The 14,568-nt window shown below is 66.1% G+C and carries 13 protein-coding genes; 11 read left to right on the top strand and 2 right to left on the bottom strand.

All coding sequences use genetic code 11. The annotated features are described in order from the left end of the window. Position 1 precedes the first annotated feature (1 nt). The 8 genes from ACTTAG_RS00205 to ACTTAG_RS00170 all read left to right on the top strand — a co-directional run bounded on the left by ACTTAG_RS00205 (position 2) and on the right by ACTTAG_RS00170 (position 11,449). Entirely contained in the window at positions 2 to 1,003 is a 1,002-nt protein-coding gene (locus ACTTAG_RS00205; protein WP_444463641.1) for an aminoglycoside phosphotransferase family protein, read from the top strand. Continuing rightward, positions 979 to 1,671, top strand: coding sequence for a nucleotidyltransferase family protein (locus ACTTAG_RS00200; protein ID WP_444463640.1), 693 nt, complete (start codon positions 979 to 981; stop codon positions 1,669 to 1,671). The genes ACTTAG_RS00205 and ACTTAG_RS00200 overlap by 25 nt, the downstream gene beginning before the upstream one ends. Continuing rightward, on the top strand, positions 1,658 to 4,597 hold the full coding sequence (gene addB / locus ACTTAG_RS00195; protein ID WP_444463639.1) for a double-strand break repair protein AddB: 2,940 nt from the start codon (positions 1,658 to 1,660) through the stop codon (positions 4,595 to 4,597). The genes ACTTAG_RS00200 and addB overlap by 14 nt, the downstream gene beginning before the upstream one ends. Continuing rightward, complete coding sequence (gene addA / locus ACTTAG_RS00190; RefSeq protein WP_444463638.1) at positions 4,594 to 7,959, top strand: double-strand break repair helicase AddA; 3,366 nt, start codon at positions 4,594 to 4,596, stop codon at positions 7,957 to 7,959. The genes addB and addA overlap by 4 nt, the downstream gene beginning before the upstream one ends. Before the next feature lie 52 nt (positions 7,960 to 8,011). Beyond that, positions 8,012 to 8,332: a thioredoxin gene (trxA, locus tag ACTTAG_RS00185; RefSeq protein ID WP_444463637.1), complete on the top strand. Its 321-nt coding sequence runs from the start codon at positions 8,012 to 8,014 to the stop codon at positions 8,330 to 8,332. A gap of 112 nt (positions 8,333 to 8,444) precedes the next feature. Then, entirely contained in the window at positions 8,445 to 9,002 is a 558-nt protein-coding gene (hslV, locus tag ACTTAG_RS00180) for an ATP-dependent protease subunit HslV (protein WP_444463636.1), read from the top strand. Then, the gene (hslU, locus tag ACTTAG_RS00175) at positions 8,999 to 10,300 is read left to right on the top strand and encodes an ATP-dependent protease ATPase subunit HslU (protein ID WP_444463635.1); all 1,302 of its coding nucleotides are present in this window, start codon (positions 8,999 to 9,001) and stop codon (positions 10,298 to 10,300) included. Before hslV ends, hslU begins: the two co-directional genes overlap by 4 nt. 105 nt (positions 10,301 to 10,405) lie before the next feature. Beyond that, a complete protein-coding gene (locus ACTTAG_RS00170) occupies positions 10,406 to 11,449 on the top strand; it encodes an alpha/beta hydrolase (protein WP_444463634.1) in 1,044 nt (347 codons plus the stop codon). Here ACTTAG_RS00170 and ACTTAG_RS00165 read toward each other — a convergent pair. Continuing rightward, positions 11,446 to 12,045: a Smr/MutS family protein gene (locus ACTTAG_RS00165; protein WP_444463633.1), complete on the bottom strand. Its 600-nt coding sequence runs from the start codon at positions 12,043 to 12,045 to the stop codon at positions 11,446 to 11,448. The genes ACTTAG_RS00170 and ACTTAG_RS00165 overlap by 4 nt on opposite strands. A 15-nt stretch (positions 12,046 to 12,060) precedes the next feature. Continuing rightward, positions 12,061 to 12,720: a Tim44/TimA family putative adaptor protein gene (locus tag ACTTAG_RS00160; protein WP_444463632.1), complete on the bottom strand. Its 660-nt coding sequence runs from the start codon at positions 12,718 to 12,720 to the stop codon at positions 12,061 to 12,063. A gap of 110 nt (positions 12,721 to 12,830) precedes the next feature. Between ACTTAG_RS00160 and ACTTAG_RS00155 the strand changes: the two genes are divergently transcribed. The 3 genes from ACTTAG_RS00155 (at position 12,831) to ACTTAG_RS00145 (ending at position 14,512) form a co-directional block, all read left to right on the top strand. Further along, a complete protein-coding gene (locus ACTTAG_RS00155) occupies positions 12,831 to 13,310 on the top strand; it encodes an FxsA family protein (protein ID WP_444463631.1) in 480 nt (159 codons plus the stop codon). Positions 13,311 to 13,359: 49 nt separating this feature from the next. Then, entirely contained in the window at positions 13,360 to 13,854 is a 495-nt protein-coding gene (secB, locus tag ACTTAG_RS00150) for a protein-export chaperone SecB (RefSeq protein ID WP_444463630.1), read from the top strand. 127 nt (positions 13,855 to 13,981) lie between these two features. Further along, the gene (locus tag ACTTAG_RS00145) at positions 13,982 to 14,512 is read left to right on the top strand and encodes an isopentenyl-diphosphate Delta-isomerase (protein WP_444463629.1); all 531 of its coding nucleotides are present in this window, start codon (positions 13,982 to 13,984) and stop codon (positions 14,510 to 14,512) included. Positions 14,513 to 14,568 lie beyond the last annotated feature (56 nt).

Below are 14,568 nucleotides of genomic sequence, written 5' to 3'. Positions count from 1 at the left end.
CATGGCCGCGACCGAACCCGAGATCGCGGCTTTCCTGCACCGCCACGGCTGGTCCGCGGCGCAGCGGTCCCCGCTTGCGGGCGATGCTTCGGCGCGGCGATACGACCGGCTGCAGGGGGAGACGACGACAGCGGTGCTGATGATCGCCCCCCCGGGCGAGGAAATGACCCGGTTTCAGCGCATCGACGCCTGGCTTCTGGCGCAGGGCTTTTCCGCGCCGCGCATTCTGGCGCTGGAGGCCGATGCCGGGCTGATGCTGCTTGAAGATTTCGGCGATGACCAACTGGCGCGACTTCTCCACCGCGCCCCCGCGGACGAGGCCCGCTATTACGCCGCGATCACCGATTTCCTCTGCGATCTGCACCGCCTGCCGCCGCCCGAATTCGTTCCCCGGCTTGATGCCGAGGGATTGGGCGCGCTCGTCACGATCACGCGCGACTGGTATCCGCTGCGCGACGCCGCGGCGGCCGAGGCGCTTGCCCCCCTTGTCACCCGGCTTTGCCAGGGTCTTGCGCCGCTGCCCCCGGTGCTATCGCTGCGTGATTTCCACGCCGAAAACGTCATCTGGCTGCCCGGGCGCTCCGGCTCTGCCCGCCTTGGCCTGCTCGACTTTCAGGACGCGGTGGCCACCCATCCGGTCTATGATCTTGTCTCGGCGCTGCAAGATGCCCGCCGCGATGTCTCGGCCTCCGTCATTGCTGCGGAAAAGGCCCGCTATGCCCGGCTGCGGGGGCTTGATCCGCAGGAACTCGACCGGGCCTTCGCGCTGATCGGGGCGCAGCGGGCGCTGCGCATTCTGGGTATTTTCGCGCGGCTTTGCCTGTGCCTGGGCAAGCCGTCCTATGTTGCGCTGATCCCGCGGGTCTGGCAGCAGCTGCAGCACAATCTGGCGCAGGACAGCCTTGCGCCGCTGCGCCAGATGGTGACACAAGCCCTGCTTCCGCCCGATACGGCGCTGCTGGAAAGGATGAGACAGCAATGCGGACAGCACCCGATGCGCTGATGCTTTTCGCGGCCGGTCTGGGCACGCGGATGAAGGACTTGACCCTGCACCGGCCGAAACCGCTGATCGAGGTCGCGGGCAAGCCGCTTATCGATCATGCGCTTGATCTGGCGCGGGCGGGCGGGGTGACCCGGATCGTTGCCAATGCCCATTACCACGCCGCGCAGATCAGGGCGCATCTGGCCGGGACCGGGGTGGTCCTGTCCGACGAAAGCGATGTCGTTCTGGAAACCGGGGGCGGTCTGCGCAAGGCCTTGCCGCTTCTGGGTCCGGGTCCGGTTTTCACCCTGAACAGCGATGCCGTCTGGACCGGTCCGAATGTGCTGGCCACGCTGCGGCAGGCCTGGGACCCGGCGCGGATGTCGGCGCTTCTGGCGCTGGTTCCGCGCGCGGCGGCGCTGGGCTATGCGGGGGCCGGGGATTTCGCCCTTTTGCCCGATGGCCGGATCACGCGCGGCGAAGGCTATGTCTACACCGGGGCACAGATCCTTGATCCGGCCGGAATAGAGACGATTTCAGAGCCGGTTTTCTCGCTGAACCTGCTGTGGAACCGGATCCTTGCCGAGGGCCGCGCCTATGGTGTCGTGCATCCCGGCGGCTGGTGCGATGTCGGCCGACCGGAGTGTATCGCCCTTGCCGAAAGCCTGGTGCGCCATGACCGGCACTGACCCCAAGGTCTTCGCCCTGCCGCCCGGGGTCGATTTCGCCCGCGCTCTGGTCGAGGGGCTCGTCGCGCGTCTGCAGGACGAACCGCCCGAGGCGATGGCCCGGCTGCGGCTGATCCTCAACGCCGGGCGGATGAGCCGCCGCGTGCGCGAGGAATTCGATCGGCTCGGCACCCGCTTCCTGCCGCGGATCGAGCTGGTTTCGGATCTGGCACGCCTGCCGATCCCCGGCCTTGCCCCGCCGGTGTCGCCGCTGCAGCGCAAGCTGGACCTCGCCTGTCTGGTGGACCGGCTCGCCCGCGGCCTGCCTGCCTTCGAGACCGGCTCCGGCATCTTCAGCCTGACCGACAGCCTTCAGGCCCTGATGGCCGAGATGCAAAGCGAAGGCGTGCATCCCGAGGCGCTCGAGCATCTCGACATTCAGGCCTCGCATGCGGAGCACTGGCGGCAAAGCCTTGATTTCATTCGTATCGTCGCGCGCTATTTCGAGGCGGGCGCCGCCCTCGACCCCGAGGGCCGGCAACGCCATGTGGCCGAGAGGATGGCCCGGATCTGGGCCGAAACCCCGACCCCGGAGCGGATCATCCTTGCCGGGTCGACCGGGTCGCGCGGGGCGACGCGGCTCTTGATGCAGGCGGTCGCGCGGCTGCCACGGGGCGCGCTGGTGCTGCCGGGGTTTGATTTCGACATGACCGAGACGGCGTGGAACAGTCTCTGTTCCGGCCCATTTCCGATCGAGGACCATCCGCAATTCCGGTTTCGCGCCCTGCTTGACGCGCTGGAGATCGCCCCGCATCAGGTGCCGCGCTGGAGCGAGACGCCGCCCGCGGCGCCTGCGCGCAATGCGCTCGTCTCGCTGGCGCTTCGGCCCGCGCCGGTCACCGATCAATGGATGCAGGAGGGCACGGCCTTCGCCGATCTGCCCGCCGTCTGTGCCGGGATGACGCTGATCGAAGCTGCCGATCCGCGTCAGGAGGCGCTTGCCGTCGCATTGGTTCTGCGCGGGGCGGTGGCACGGGGGCGCAGGGCGGCGCTGATCAGCCCGGATCGGATGCTGACGCGCCGGGTGGCCGCGGCTTTGGACCGTTGGGGCATCGTTCCGGATGATTCGGCGGGCCAACCCCTGCCGCAAACCGCGCCCGGCCGTCTGATCCGGCATCTGGCCCGTCTTCTGGGGCGCAGGGTGACGATGGAGAGCCTGCTTGTGCTGCTCAAGCATCCGCTGGTCGCCACCGGCTCGACCCTGCGCGGCGCGCATCTGCGGCTGACCCGCGAATTCGAACTGACGCTGCGCCGCAAGGGCCCCGCTTTCCCCGATGCCGCCGCGCTGCGCGCCTGGGGGGCGACGGGCGATCCAGACCAGATCGCCTGGGCGCACTGGCTTGCCGACCTGCTGGAGCAGCTTGGACCGGCGCAAGAACAGACGATTTCAGCCTGGTTAGAGACGCTTTTCAAGCTGCTGGAGGGGTTCGGATCCGGTCCCTCCGGCGTGGTTTCGGCCAGTGAACTCTGGCTTGGAGAGGCGGGGCAGGCGGCGTTGCGGACCCTCTCCGATCTGGCCGCGCAAGAGGATACGGGGCTTTTGGTCAGCGCCGCGAATTTCGCCGATCTGATCGAGTCGCTCCTGCAGGAGGGGCAGGTGCGTGCGTCGCTTGTGTCGCATCCTCTGGTCAGCTTTCTGGGCACGCTCGAGGCCCGGGCCCATGGGGCCGAGACCGTCATTCTGGCCGGGCTGAACGAGAAAAGCTGGCCCGAGGCGCCGACCCCCGATCCGTGGCTCAGCCGCAAGATGCGGCTTGATGCGGGTCTGTTGTTGCCGGAACGGCAGATCGGCCTTTCGGCGCATGACTTCCAGCAGGCGATTGCAGCGCCCGAGGTGGTGCTGTCGCGGGCGCGTCGCGACAGCGAGGCCGAAACGGTGCCCTCGCGCTGGCTCAACCGGCTGCTCAATCTGGCCGGTGGCCTTTCCGCCGCGCAGGGGCCCGAGGCATTGGCACAGATGCGGGCCCGGGGCGCCCATTACCTGACGCTGGCTGCGGAACTCGACCGTCCCGCGCAGATCCTGCCGCCGGTGCCCCGTCCGGCGCCGCGGCCGCCCGCCGCCGCGCGACCGCGGCAACTGCCCGTCACCGCGATCAAGACCCTGATCCGCGATCCCTATGCGATCTATGCGGGTCGGATTCTTCGGCTTCGGCCGCTCGATCCGCTCAAGCCCGGTCCCGATCCGCGCCTGCGCGGCGAAGCGCTGCATCGGATCGTCGAGCTGTTCGTGCGCGATTTCGACCCTTCGAACAGTCTCGAGTCCAGCCAGAAACGCTTTGCCGATCTTGCCGAAACCGTGCTGGAAGAGATGATCCCCTGGCCCTCGACGCAACGTCTGTGGCTGTTTCGCCTGCTCAAGATCGCGCCGCAGATGGTGGCGCAGGAAGCGCAACGCCGGTCCGAGGCGGTGCCGGCGGTGATCGAAAAGACCGCCAAGCTTGATCTTGGGGTGCAGGGCTTCACCCTTACCGCGCGCCCCGACCGGATCGACCTGCGCGAGGATGGCACGGCGGTCGTCTATGACTACAAGTCCGGGACGCCGCCGAAAGAGGCCGAGGTCCGGCATTTCGACAAGCAACTTCTGCTGGAGGCGGCGATGATCCGGCGCGGTGCCTTTGACGATATCGGCCCGCGCTCGGTAGCGGCCATGACCTACATCCATCTGGGTGGAACCGGCGAAAGCCGGACGCTTGGCTTCGGTCCCGAGGAGGTCGAGGAGACCTGGACCCGGCTGCAGGGGCTGATCGCCCGCTATCTTGCGCCGCAACAGGCCTTTGCCGCCCGTCGCGCGATGCAGTTGAGCCGCGATCCAAGTGACTATGATCATCTGTCGCGCTTCGGGGAATGGGACATTACCGATCTGCCGGTGCCGGAGGATGTCGGATGAACCCGCGTGACGCCGCCACCGAACGCCAGGTTCAGGCCGCCGATCCTCTGGCCTCGACCTGGCTTGCCGCAAATGCCGGATCGGGCAAGACCAAGGTGCTGACCGATCGGGTCGCAAGGCTGCTTTTGGCTGGAACAGAGCCGCAAAAGATCCTGTGTCTCACCTATACCAAAGCCGCTGCGGCCGAGATGCAGAACCGGCTTTTGAAACGATTGGGCGATTGGGCGATGCTGCCCGACCCGGCGTTGCGGGCGCAGCTGACGGCGCTGGGCGAGATCGGCGCGGTTGACGCCGACACGCTGGCCCGGGCGCGGCGGCTGTTCGCGCAGGCGATCGAGACGCCCGGAGGCCTGAAGATCCAGACGATTCACGCCTTTTGCGGGGCGCTGCTGCGCCGCTTTCCGCTGGAGGCCGGGGTCGCACACGGTTTTGCCGAGATCGATGACCGCACGGCGACACGGATGCGCGAGGAGGTGCTTGAAGAGATCGCCTCCGGGCCGGGGCGGCCGGTTCTGGATCGGTTCCTGCAGGTGTTCAGCGGCGCGGATCTGACCGCGATGATCGCCGAGATCAGCCAGAACAGAGACAGTTTTTCGCAAGATCCGACAGAGGCGGATTTGCGCCGGGCGCTGGGTCTTGCGCCGCATCTGCGCCGCGAGTCGATCGTCGACGAGGTCTTTTTGCCCGGCACCGAACGGGTGATTGCCGATGCGATTCCGCTTCTGAAAACGCAATCGGCGACGATGAAGACACTGGCGGGCGCGCTTTCCTTGCTGAACCTTGTCGATCCCGGGCCGCAGGATCTGGCGCAGCTCGCGGGGCTGTGCCTGCTGAAGGATGGCAGCCGGGTGTCGTCGAAGCTGCTGACCAAGGGCGCCGTCGAGGCTTTCGGGCCGGATCTGACCGAGGAATTTCTGGCCCTGGCGGAGCGGGTGCTTTGGGCGCGCGGGCAGGAAAACGCCTTTGCGATCCTGGATCGGACGCTGGCCTTGCATGGTTTTGCGCGGCTGTTGCTGCCGGCGCTGGCACAGAAGAAGGCGCAGGGCGGCTGGCTCGATTTCGACGATCTGATCGAACGGGCTGGGGCGCTGCTCTCGGACCCGTCGGTGGCGCAATGGGTTCTGTTCCGGCTGGATGGCGGGATTGATCACATTCTGGTGGACGAGGCGCAGGATACCTCGCCCGGGCAATGGCGGGTGATCGAGCGGCTGGCCGATGAATTCACCGCAGGCGACGGGGCGCGGGACAATCGGCGGACGATCTTTGTCGTCGGCGACCGCAAGCAGTCGATCTATTCCTTTCAGGGCGCCGATCTGAGCCATTTCGAGGCGGTAAAGAGCCTGTTTTCGGCGAAATTCGCCGCGGTGTCGCGGCCCCTGCAGGATGCCGCCCTGCTGCATTCCTTCCGCTCGTCGCTGGCGATCTTGCGGCTGGTCGATCTGACTTTCCGCGGCGCGGCGGCGATGGCCCTTGGGGGTGCCCCCGAGCATCTGGCCTTTCACCAGACCCTGCCCGGGCGCGTCGATCTTTGGCCCGCGGTTCCAAAGCCCGACAAGACCGAACCCGAAGCCTGGGATGATCCGGTCGATCGGCCGGGCGCCGATACCGCGCCGGTGGTTCTGGCCCGCGCGATCGCCGCCGAAATCCGGGCGATGGTCGATGCCGGGGTGCAGCTGCCGGGCCGTGACGGGCCGCGGCCGGTGACGGCGGGGGATTTCCTGATCCTCGTGCAGCGCCGTTCGGGGCTGTTTTACGAAATCATCCGCGCTTGCAAGGCGGTCGATCTGGAGGTGGCGGGGGCGGATCGGCTGAAGCTGGGGGGCGAGCTTGCGGTCAAGGATATCGTCTCTGTTCTGGCCTTTCTGGCCACGCCCGAGGACGATCTGTCCCTGGCCGAGGCGTTGCGCTCGCCGCTCTTCGGCTGGAGCGAGGACCGGCTTTATCGTCTGGCGCAGCCGCGCAAGGGCTATCTTTGGGCGGCGCTGCGCGAGACGGGCGACGAGGCCACGCTGAGCCAACTGCGCGATCTGCTGGATCAGGCCGATTTCCTGCGGCCCCATGACCTGATCGAGCGGCTTCTGACCCGGCACGAGGGCCGCAAGCGGTTGGTGGCGCGGCTTGGCGCCGAAGCCGAGGAGGGGATCGACGCGCTGATCGCCCAGGCGCTGGCCTATGAACAGACCGAAGTGCCCAGCCTGACCGGTTTTCTGGTCTGGCTCGGCGCCGACGAGATCGAGATCAAGCGGCAATCCGACAGCACGGGCGCGGCGCTGCGGGTGATGACGGTGCATGGCGCGAAAGGGCTTGAAGCGCCGATCGTGATCCTGCCCGACACCGCGAAGCTGCGCAATGCGCAGCGCGGCGAGGTGCTGATGGCCGAGGGTCTCCCGTTCTGGAAATCCGCCGCCGCGACGCTGCCGCCCGCCTTGGCCGAAGCCGAGGCCGAGGCTTTGGAGCGCCAGCGCCACGAAAGGCTGCGTCTGCTCTATGTGGCGATGACCCGGGCCGAGAAATGGCTGATCGTCGCGACGGCGGGCGACGAGGACGAGAGTGGCGAAAGCTGGCATGCGCTGATCTCCGAGGGCATGAAAGCTGCCGGAACAGAGACTGTTTCAGCGCTGTCGGAACCGCTGCAGGCGCTGGGCCCGGTGGCGCGCTTTTCCCATGGCGACTGGCCGGAAAACGGCACGCCGGGACGCGCCGCGGTGCGCGAGCCGGTCGCTCTGCCCGATTGGACGTGCCACCGCGTTGCGCCGGTGCCGCCCGGGCCGAAAACCCTCTCGGCCTCGGATCTGGGCGGACCGAAGGCCCTGCCCGGGGAAACCGCCGAACTTTCCACCGAAGCGGCGATGCGGCGCGGGCGGCAGTTGCACCTTTTGCTGGAACATCTGCCGCAATCCCCGCCCGAAACCTGGCCCGATCTGGCGCAATCCCTGCTGGGTTTCGGCCAGGACAGAGCCTTTCCGCAGGAAATCGACGCGCTGCTGGAGCAGGCGCGCAGGGTGCTGCAGGCGGTGGAAAAGGCGGGTTTCCTTGGCCCCGACACCCTGGCCGAGGTGGAATTGACGGCGGAGCTTCCGGAGCTGGGCGGGCAGCGGCTGCATGGCATCCTCGACCGGTTGCAGATCTTGCCCGATTGCATCCGGGTGCTGGATTACAAGTCGAATGCCATCGTGCCGAGCTCCGAGAGCGAGGTTCCGCTGGGCCTCTTGCGGCAGATGGCGGCCTATCGCGCGGCGCTGCGGCAGATCTATCCGGGCCGCGCGATCGAGAGTTATCTGCTTTGGACCGCAACCGGCGAGATCATGCCGTTGGGTGACACTCTGTTGGAGGATGCCCTGCTTTCCGCCACAGCATCTTGACGCGAGGCCGCCCCGGACCTAGCTTCCGGCATCCCTCAAGCTGGAGATTCCCATGGCTACCGTCGCCGTCACCGATGCCACCTTTGACGCCGAAGTGCGCCAATCCGACCTGCCCGTCGTCGTCGATTTCTGGGCGGAATGGTGCGGTCCGTGCAAGATGATCGGCCCGTCGCTGGAAGAGCTGTCGACCGAACTGGCCGGCAAGGTGAAGATCGTCAAGGTCAATGTCGATGACAACCCCGACAGCCCCGCCACGCTGGGCGTGCGCGGCATTCCGGCGCTGTTCCTGTTCAAGGATGGTCAAGTCGTGTCGAACAAGGTTGGCGCTGCGCCGAAAGCCGCGCTGCAGGCCTGGATCGAAGCCTCGCTCTGATCCCCGCGCCCGCAACAGCAAGGGCGCCTTCGGGCGCCCTTTTGCATGCGCGCAATCGGTCATCTTGCAAGCGGCCCGCCCCCCGCACATATCTGCGCAAACGGAGGGCAAGATGACCGACGAGAAATTTCCCGGCTGGCATGGCACGACGATTATCGGCGTGCGCAAGGGCGGCCGCGTGGTGGTGGCCGGTGACGGCCAGGTGAGTCTGGGCCAGACCGTGATCAAGGGCACGGCGCGCAAGGTGCGCAGGCTTTCCCCCGGCGGGCGCGAGGTGGTGGCGGGCTTTGCCGGATCGACGGCGGATGCCTTTACCCTGCTCGAACGGCTGGAGAAGAAGCTTGAGGCGGCGCCGGGGCAGCTGGCCCGCGCCTGTGTCGAGCTGGCGAAAGACTGGCGCATGGACAAGTATCTGCGCAATCTGGAAGCGATGCTGATCGTCACCGATGGCGCCGATCTTTACGTCATCACCGGGGCGGGCGACGTGCTGGAACCCGAACATGACGTGACGGCGATCGGCTCGGGCGGGAATTACGCGCTGGCGGCGGCGCGGGCCCTGATGGACACCGATCTTGATGCCGAAGGGATTGCCCGCAAGGCGATGGCGATTGCCGCCGATATCTGCGTTTACACCAACGGCAACCTGACCGTGGAGAGCATCTCGAAATGACGAGCCTTACCCCCCGCGAGATCGTGTCGGAACTTGACCGCTTCATCATCGGCCAGGCCGAGGCGAAACGCGCCGTCGCCGTGGCCCTGCGCAACCGCTGGCGGCGGCAACGCCTGTCGCCCGAGATGCGCGAAGAGGTTTACCCCAAGAACATCCTGATGATCGGGCCGACCGGTGTCGGCAAGACCGAGATCAGCCGCCGTCTGGCGAAACTGGCCAAGGCGCCCTTCCTGAAGGTCGAGGCGACGAAATTCACCGAAGTCGGCTATGTCGGCCGCGACGTGGAACAGATCATCCGCGATCTGGTTGATGTCGCGATGGTCGAAACCCGCGAACGGATGCGCGAGGAGGTCAAGGCCCGCGCCCACAAGGCCGCCGAGGATCGGGTGATCGAGGTTCTGGCCGGCACCGATGCCCGCGAACAGACGCGCGAGATGTTCCGCCGCAAGCTGCGCGATGGGGAACTCGATGACAAGCAGATCGAGATCGAGGTGGCCGAGACCGCCTCGGCGCCGCAGATGATGATGGGCAATCCCGGCATGGAAATGCAGATGCAGGGGCTGCAGGATCTGTTCAAGGCCTTTGGCGGCGCCCGCAAGACCCGGCGCAAGATGAACGTGGCGGAAAGCTACGAGGTGCTGATCTCCGAGGAAGCCGACAAGCTTCTGGATGACGAGGCGGTGAAGACCGCGGCTTTGGAAGCGGTCAGCCAGTCGGGCATCGTCTTTCTGGACGAGATCGACAAGGTCGCCGCCCGCGCCGAAACCCGCGGTGCCGATGTCAGCCGCGAAGGCGTGCAGCGCGATCTTCTGCCGCTGATCGAGGGCACGACGGTTTCGACCAAATACGGCCCGGTGAAGACGGATCACATCCTGTTCATCGCCTCGGGGGCGTTTCATATCGCCAAACCCTCGGATCTGTTGCCGGAATTGCAGGGGCGTCTGCCGATCCGGGTCGAATTGCGCCCGCTGACCGAGGAGGATTTCGTCCGCATCCTGACCGAGACCGACAATGCCCTGACGCGCCAATATACCGCGCTGATGGCGACCGAGGAGGTCACGGTGAGCTTCACCCCCGACGGCATCGCGGCCTTGGCCCGGATCGCCGCCGAGGTGAATCGCTCGGTCGAGAATATCGGCGCGCGGCGGCTTTACACGGTGATGGAGCGGGTGTTCGAGGAACTCTCCTTCACCGCGCCGGATCGTTCGGGCGATCAGGTCACGGTGGATGCGGGCTTTGTCGAACGCCATCTGGGCAGTCTGGCGCAATCGGCCGATCTGAGCCGCTACGTGCTTTGACCTCTGGCAGTCGGGGAGGCTTGTGCTATCCTCCCCGACATGCGGATGCGTTTTCTTTTTCTGACTGTTTTTGTCGCTGTGATCAGCTGCTCCCCGCGGGGAGAGTTGGCCTATGCGCCCGGTCCGGCTCCGGTGACCGATATCCGGCCGGTTTTCGTCGGCTCGACCCGCGGACTTGACCCCGAGACCGGGGCCGCTTTCGGCTTTACCCGCAGCGAGACGCTGCAACGCGCCCGGTTCGATGTCTCTGTTCCGCCCGATCACAAGACGGGGCAGCTGCAGTATCCGCTCAAGGGCCGCAAGGTCGATCCGCAAAAGGATTTCCTTCTGGCCGGGTCGAAAAACTACCCCGATCCGGCGGCGTTTCAGGCCGATCTGCGGCAAAGTCTGAAGGCCAGCGGCGGCGAGGCTGTCATTTTCGTGCACGGTTTCAACAACACCTTTGCCGAGGGGCTTTATCGCCTGACGCAGATGGGCGTCGATTTCGACCTGCCGAAGACGATGGTCTATTATGCCTGGCCCTCGCGCGGGCATGTGCTGGGCTATGCCTATGACCGCGATTCCGCGGTTTTCGCCCGCGATGGCCTGCGCCAGACCCTGCGCGAATTGCGGCAGGCGGGGGCGCAGCGCATCTTGCTCGTCGGGCATTCGATGGGCTCTTCGGTGACGATGGAAACCCTGCGCGACATCGCCCTTTCGGGCGAAACAGAGACGATGGCGCGGCTGTCCGGGGTGCTGCTGATCTCGCCCGACATCGACGTGGACATGTTCCGCGAACAGGCCCGCACCATCGGTCCTCTGCCGCAGCCCTTCGTGATTTTCACCTCGCAAAAGGACAAGGCCTTGCGGCTGTCTTCGAAGATTGCGGGGGAAAGGGACCGGTTGGGCACGCTGCAGGATCTGCGCCGGGTGGCCGATCTGAAGGTGACGATGATCGACACCGGCGCCTTCAATACGGCCGACGGGCATTTCAACGTCGCCAACAACCCGGCGCTGATCCGCATGCTGGGCCGCACCGGGCAGCTGGCGAAGATGCTGGAGGGCGAACAGACCGGCAAGGGCAATCTGGCGACCGGGGTGGTGCTGACGGTACAGAATGCCACGCGGATCGTGCTGTCGCCGATCAGCGCGCTGGGCGGCGCGAATTAGCGCATCCGGCGCAGATAGACGTAATAGGCGCCCGAACCGCCGTGTTTCAGATGCGCCTCGGTCACCTGCATCACCACCGGGCCCAGCGGCGGCAGGCGCAGCCATTGCGGCACCTGATGGCGCAACACGCCCTGACGCTGCGGAATCGGCCCGTCGTCCAGACCCCGCTTGCCCTTGCCGGTGATCACCAGCACCAGACGGCAACCGCGGTCCTGCGCCGACAGCAGAAAGTGAATCAGTTCGGGATGCGCCTGCGACAGCGTCATGCCGTGCAGGTCGATCCGCGCTTCGGGCTCCAGCTTGCCGCGGCTCATCTCGCGGTGGGTCTTGCGGTCCATCACCACCGGCTGGCGGTGCAGCTGTTCCGAAATCGACGGCGCCAGATCCAGCCGCCAGGCCAGGTCCGGCGCCTGCTGGCCGATCCGGAATTCCTTCATCTCGAAGCGCGGCTTCTTTGGCGGGTGGTGGGGCGTGTGGGCCGCTTCAGGCTCTGTTTCGGCCGAAATCGGCGCATGCCGATGCAGCGCATGGGTGGTCAGGGCGACCTTTTCCCAAAGTTCCCGATCCTCTGCCGAAAGCAGCCTGCGCCGTCTCATCCCCGCATGGCCCGCTCAGCCGCCGGTGGCGACAAGCTGCCAGTTCGGATCGGAACTGCCCATGACGCGCGCAAAGGTCCAGCTGTCGCGCTGCTTGCGCGGGGCTTTGGGATCGCCCTCGACCACCTGACCGTTCGCATCGCGCGCCACCGAGATCAGCTCGCCGCCGAACCGCACCGTCACCTCTGCCTCGCGCGAGCGTTCGTCGAAGCTGGCATCGGTCAGCACCAGTTCGCGCAGGCCAAGGAAATTCGCCTCCACCGTCAGCCCCTGCCGATTGCGCTCTTCGACGGCGGTTTCAAAGGCGTCCAGCACCTCGGGCGCCAGAAACCGCCGCACCGGCGCCAGATCGCCGCGCTCGAAGGCCATCAGGATCATTTCATAAGCCGCCTTCGAGCCCTGCAGGAAGCTGCCGACATTGAAGGCGGGCTCAACCCGCTTCATCTGCGCCAGCGCCACCGCGGCATCCGACCCCTCGGGCACATGGTCGATGATGTCATGATCGGGACCGCCCTCGATCACCTCGAACGTGTCCAGCTTGCGCGGGCCGGGGCGCTCAAGCGGCACGGGGTCATCCTCGTAACCGTCACGGGTTCCCAGAACGCTCTTGAGCCGCAAGATCAGGAAGATCGCGATCGCAGCAAGAACGATCAACTGGAAGATGGCTGGGCTCATGGGTTTTTCCGCGGCGAAGTTGACGATTGGAACGGTTCACACTCCCACTTATGTAAGGGAGCGATGCGTTCAAGTCCATGGACGCCCTTGTCCCACCCGAGGAGGTCACAATGTGGTTTCTGATCCTGCTGATCGCCTGGCCGCTGATCGAGATCGGTCTGTTCGTCGAAATCGGCGGGCGGCTGGGTATGTGGCCGGTGCTGGGGCTGGTTCTGGGCACGGCGGCGCTGGGCATCGCGGTGCTGCGCGCCCAGAGCGCGCGGGCTCAGCTTAGGCTGCGCCAGGCGATGGAGGGCTTCGGCAATCCGGCCGCGCCGCTGGCCGAGGAGGCGCTGATGCTTGTCGCCGGCGGTCTTTTGATCCTGCCCGGGCTTTTCGCCGATGCGCTGGGCCTGCTGCTTTTGCTGCCGCCGCTGCGCCGGCTTTTGATCGCGCGTCTGTCGCGGCGGGTGGTGGTGCAGCGCTTCGGGATGGCGCCGCAGGCCGCGCGGCCCGATCCGGCCGAACCCGGGGTGATCGACGGCGAGTTTCAGGAAATCGACCCGAAAAACCCCTCGATCCGCGGGACCTCGGGCTGGACACGCCATTGAGACAGGGCTTTCGGAGTGGTAGAAGGTCGCCATCATTCTGGAGTGACCCATGACCGATGTCCCGACCGAGGCGGCCCAGCCGCAGATGAAGATGAGCATTCTCGCGCAATTCGTGCGCGACATGTCCTTTGAGAATGCGGTGGCGCTGAAAGGGCTGCAAAGCCCCGAAGTGCAACCGGAAATGCAGGTGCAGGTCAGCCTTGACGCCCGCAAGCGCCCGGCCGAGCATCAGTATGAGGTGATCACGAAATTCAAGATCACCTCGACCAACAAGGCGACGAATTCGGCGCTTTACCTGCTGGAGGTCGATTACGGCGGCATCTTCCACATCGAGGGCGTGCCCGAGGATCAGCTGCATCCCTTCCTGCTGATCGAATGCCCGCGCCAGCTTTTCCCCTATGTGCGGCGGATCGTCTCGGATGTGACGCGCGACGGCGGCTTCCCGCCCTTCAACCTCGACCCGGTCGATTTCGTCGCGCTCTATCGTGCCGAGCTTGCCCGCCGCGCCGAGGCGCAGAAACCGGCGGATGTGGTGCTGTCCTGAGCCGCAACGGACGCAACCCTGGGTGGAAAATTCCAACGCGGCAACCTGCCTCAGGGACAAGGTGACCTGCTGACTTCGAAAGCCATCACGTTCAAAATGTGATGGCTTTTGCTTTCGGGTCGGTCACATGCGTGAAGAGATACCCGCCTGGGTCGGTGACAGACTGGTTCCGGTGGACAAGATGGAGGTGCATCTGAAAGGGCTCCGCCACAAGGCGGTGTCTGTTTTCGTCATGGATGGCGAAAACGTGCTGATCCAGCGCCGCTCCGAGGAAAAATATCATTCGCCCGGGCTTTGGGCCAATACCTGCTGCACCCATCCGGGCTGGAACGAACGCCCCGAGGAATGCGCGGTGCGGCGCCTGCGCGAGGAACTGGGGATCACCGGGCTTTATCCCGCCCATGCCGACCGTCTGGAATACCGCGCCGATGTCGGCGGCGGCATGATCGAGCATGAGGTGGTCGATATCTATCTGGCCTATGCCAAGCCGCATATGCGCATCACCCCCGACCCACACGAGGTCGCCGAGGTGCGCTGGATCGGGCTTTACGACCTTGCCGCCGAGGCCGGGCGTCACCCCGAGCGCTTTTCGAAATGGCTCAACATCTATCTTTCAAGCCATCTGGACCGCATTTTCGGTTCGATCCTGCGCGGCTGAACGGCGGCGGCCCAGGCGGCTGCGCCGAAATCCGCGGAAAGCCCCCGTTCTCCGGC

The organism is Rhodobacter capsulatus (assembly GCF_052363185.1).
Classification (GTDB): Bacteria; Pseudomonadota; Alphaproteobacteria; order Rhodobacterales; family Rhodobacteraceae; genus Rhodobacter; species Rhodobacter capsulatus_E.
Note: the sequence above shows the minus strand (reverse complement) of the source record. Positions and strands in the feature narration are given on the sequence as shown.

What these genes read in the sequence shown, in the direction of transcription:
- ACTTAG_RS00205 (WP_444463641.1), top strand. Translation starts at nt 2, where the DNA reads ATGGCCGCGACCGAACCCGAGATCGCGGCTTTCCTGCACCGCCACGGC.
- ACTTAG_RS00200 (WP_444463640.1), top strand. Translation starts at nt 979, where the DNA reads ATGCGGACAGCACCCGATGCGCTGATGCTTTTCGCGGCCGGTCTGGGC.
- addB (WP_444463639.1), top strand. Translation starts at nt 1,658, where the DNA reads ATGACCGGCACTGACCCCAAGGTCTTCGCCCTGCCGCCCGGGGTCGAT.
- addA (WP_444463638.1), top strand. Translation starts at nt 4,594, where the DNA reads ATGAACCCGCGTGACGCCGCCACCGAACGCCAGGTTCAGGCCGCCGAT.
- trxA (WP_444463637.1), top strand. Translation starts at nt 8,012, where the DNA reads ATGGCTACCGTCGCCGTCACCGATGCCACCTTTGACGCCGAAGTGCGC.
- hslV (WP_444463636.1), top strand. Translation starts at nt 8,445, where the DNA reads ATGACCGACGAGAAATTTCCCGGCTGGCATGGCACGACGATTATCGGC.
- hslU (WP_444463635.1), top strand. Translation starts at nt 8,999, where the DNA reads ATGACGAGCCTTACCCCCCGCGAGATCGTGTCGGAACTTGACCGCTTC.
- ACTTAG_RS00165 (WP_444463633.1), bottom strand. Translation starts at nt 12,045, where the DNA reads ATGAGACGGCGCAGGCTGCTTTCGGCAGAGGATCGGGAACTTTGGGAA.
- ACTTAG_RS00160 (WP_444463632.1), bottom strand. Translation starts at nt 12,720, where the DNA reads ATGAGCCCAGCCATCTTCCAGTTGATCGTTCTTGCTGCGATCGCGATC.
- ACTTAG_RS00155 (WP_444463631.1), top strand. Translation starts at nt 12,831, where the DNA reads ATGTGGTTTCTGATCCTGCTGATCGCCTGGCCGCTGATCGAGATCGGT.
- secB (WP_444463630.1), top strand. Translation starts at nt 13,360, where the DNA reads ATGACCGATGTCCCGACCGAGGCGGCCCAGCCGCAGATGAAGATGAGC.
- ACTTAG_RS00145 (WP_444463629.1), top strand. Translation starts at nt 13,982, where the DNA reads ATGCGTGAAGAGATACCCGCCTGGGTCGGTGACAGACTGGTTCCGGTG.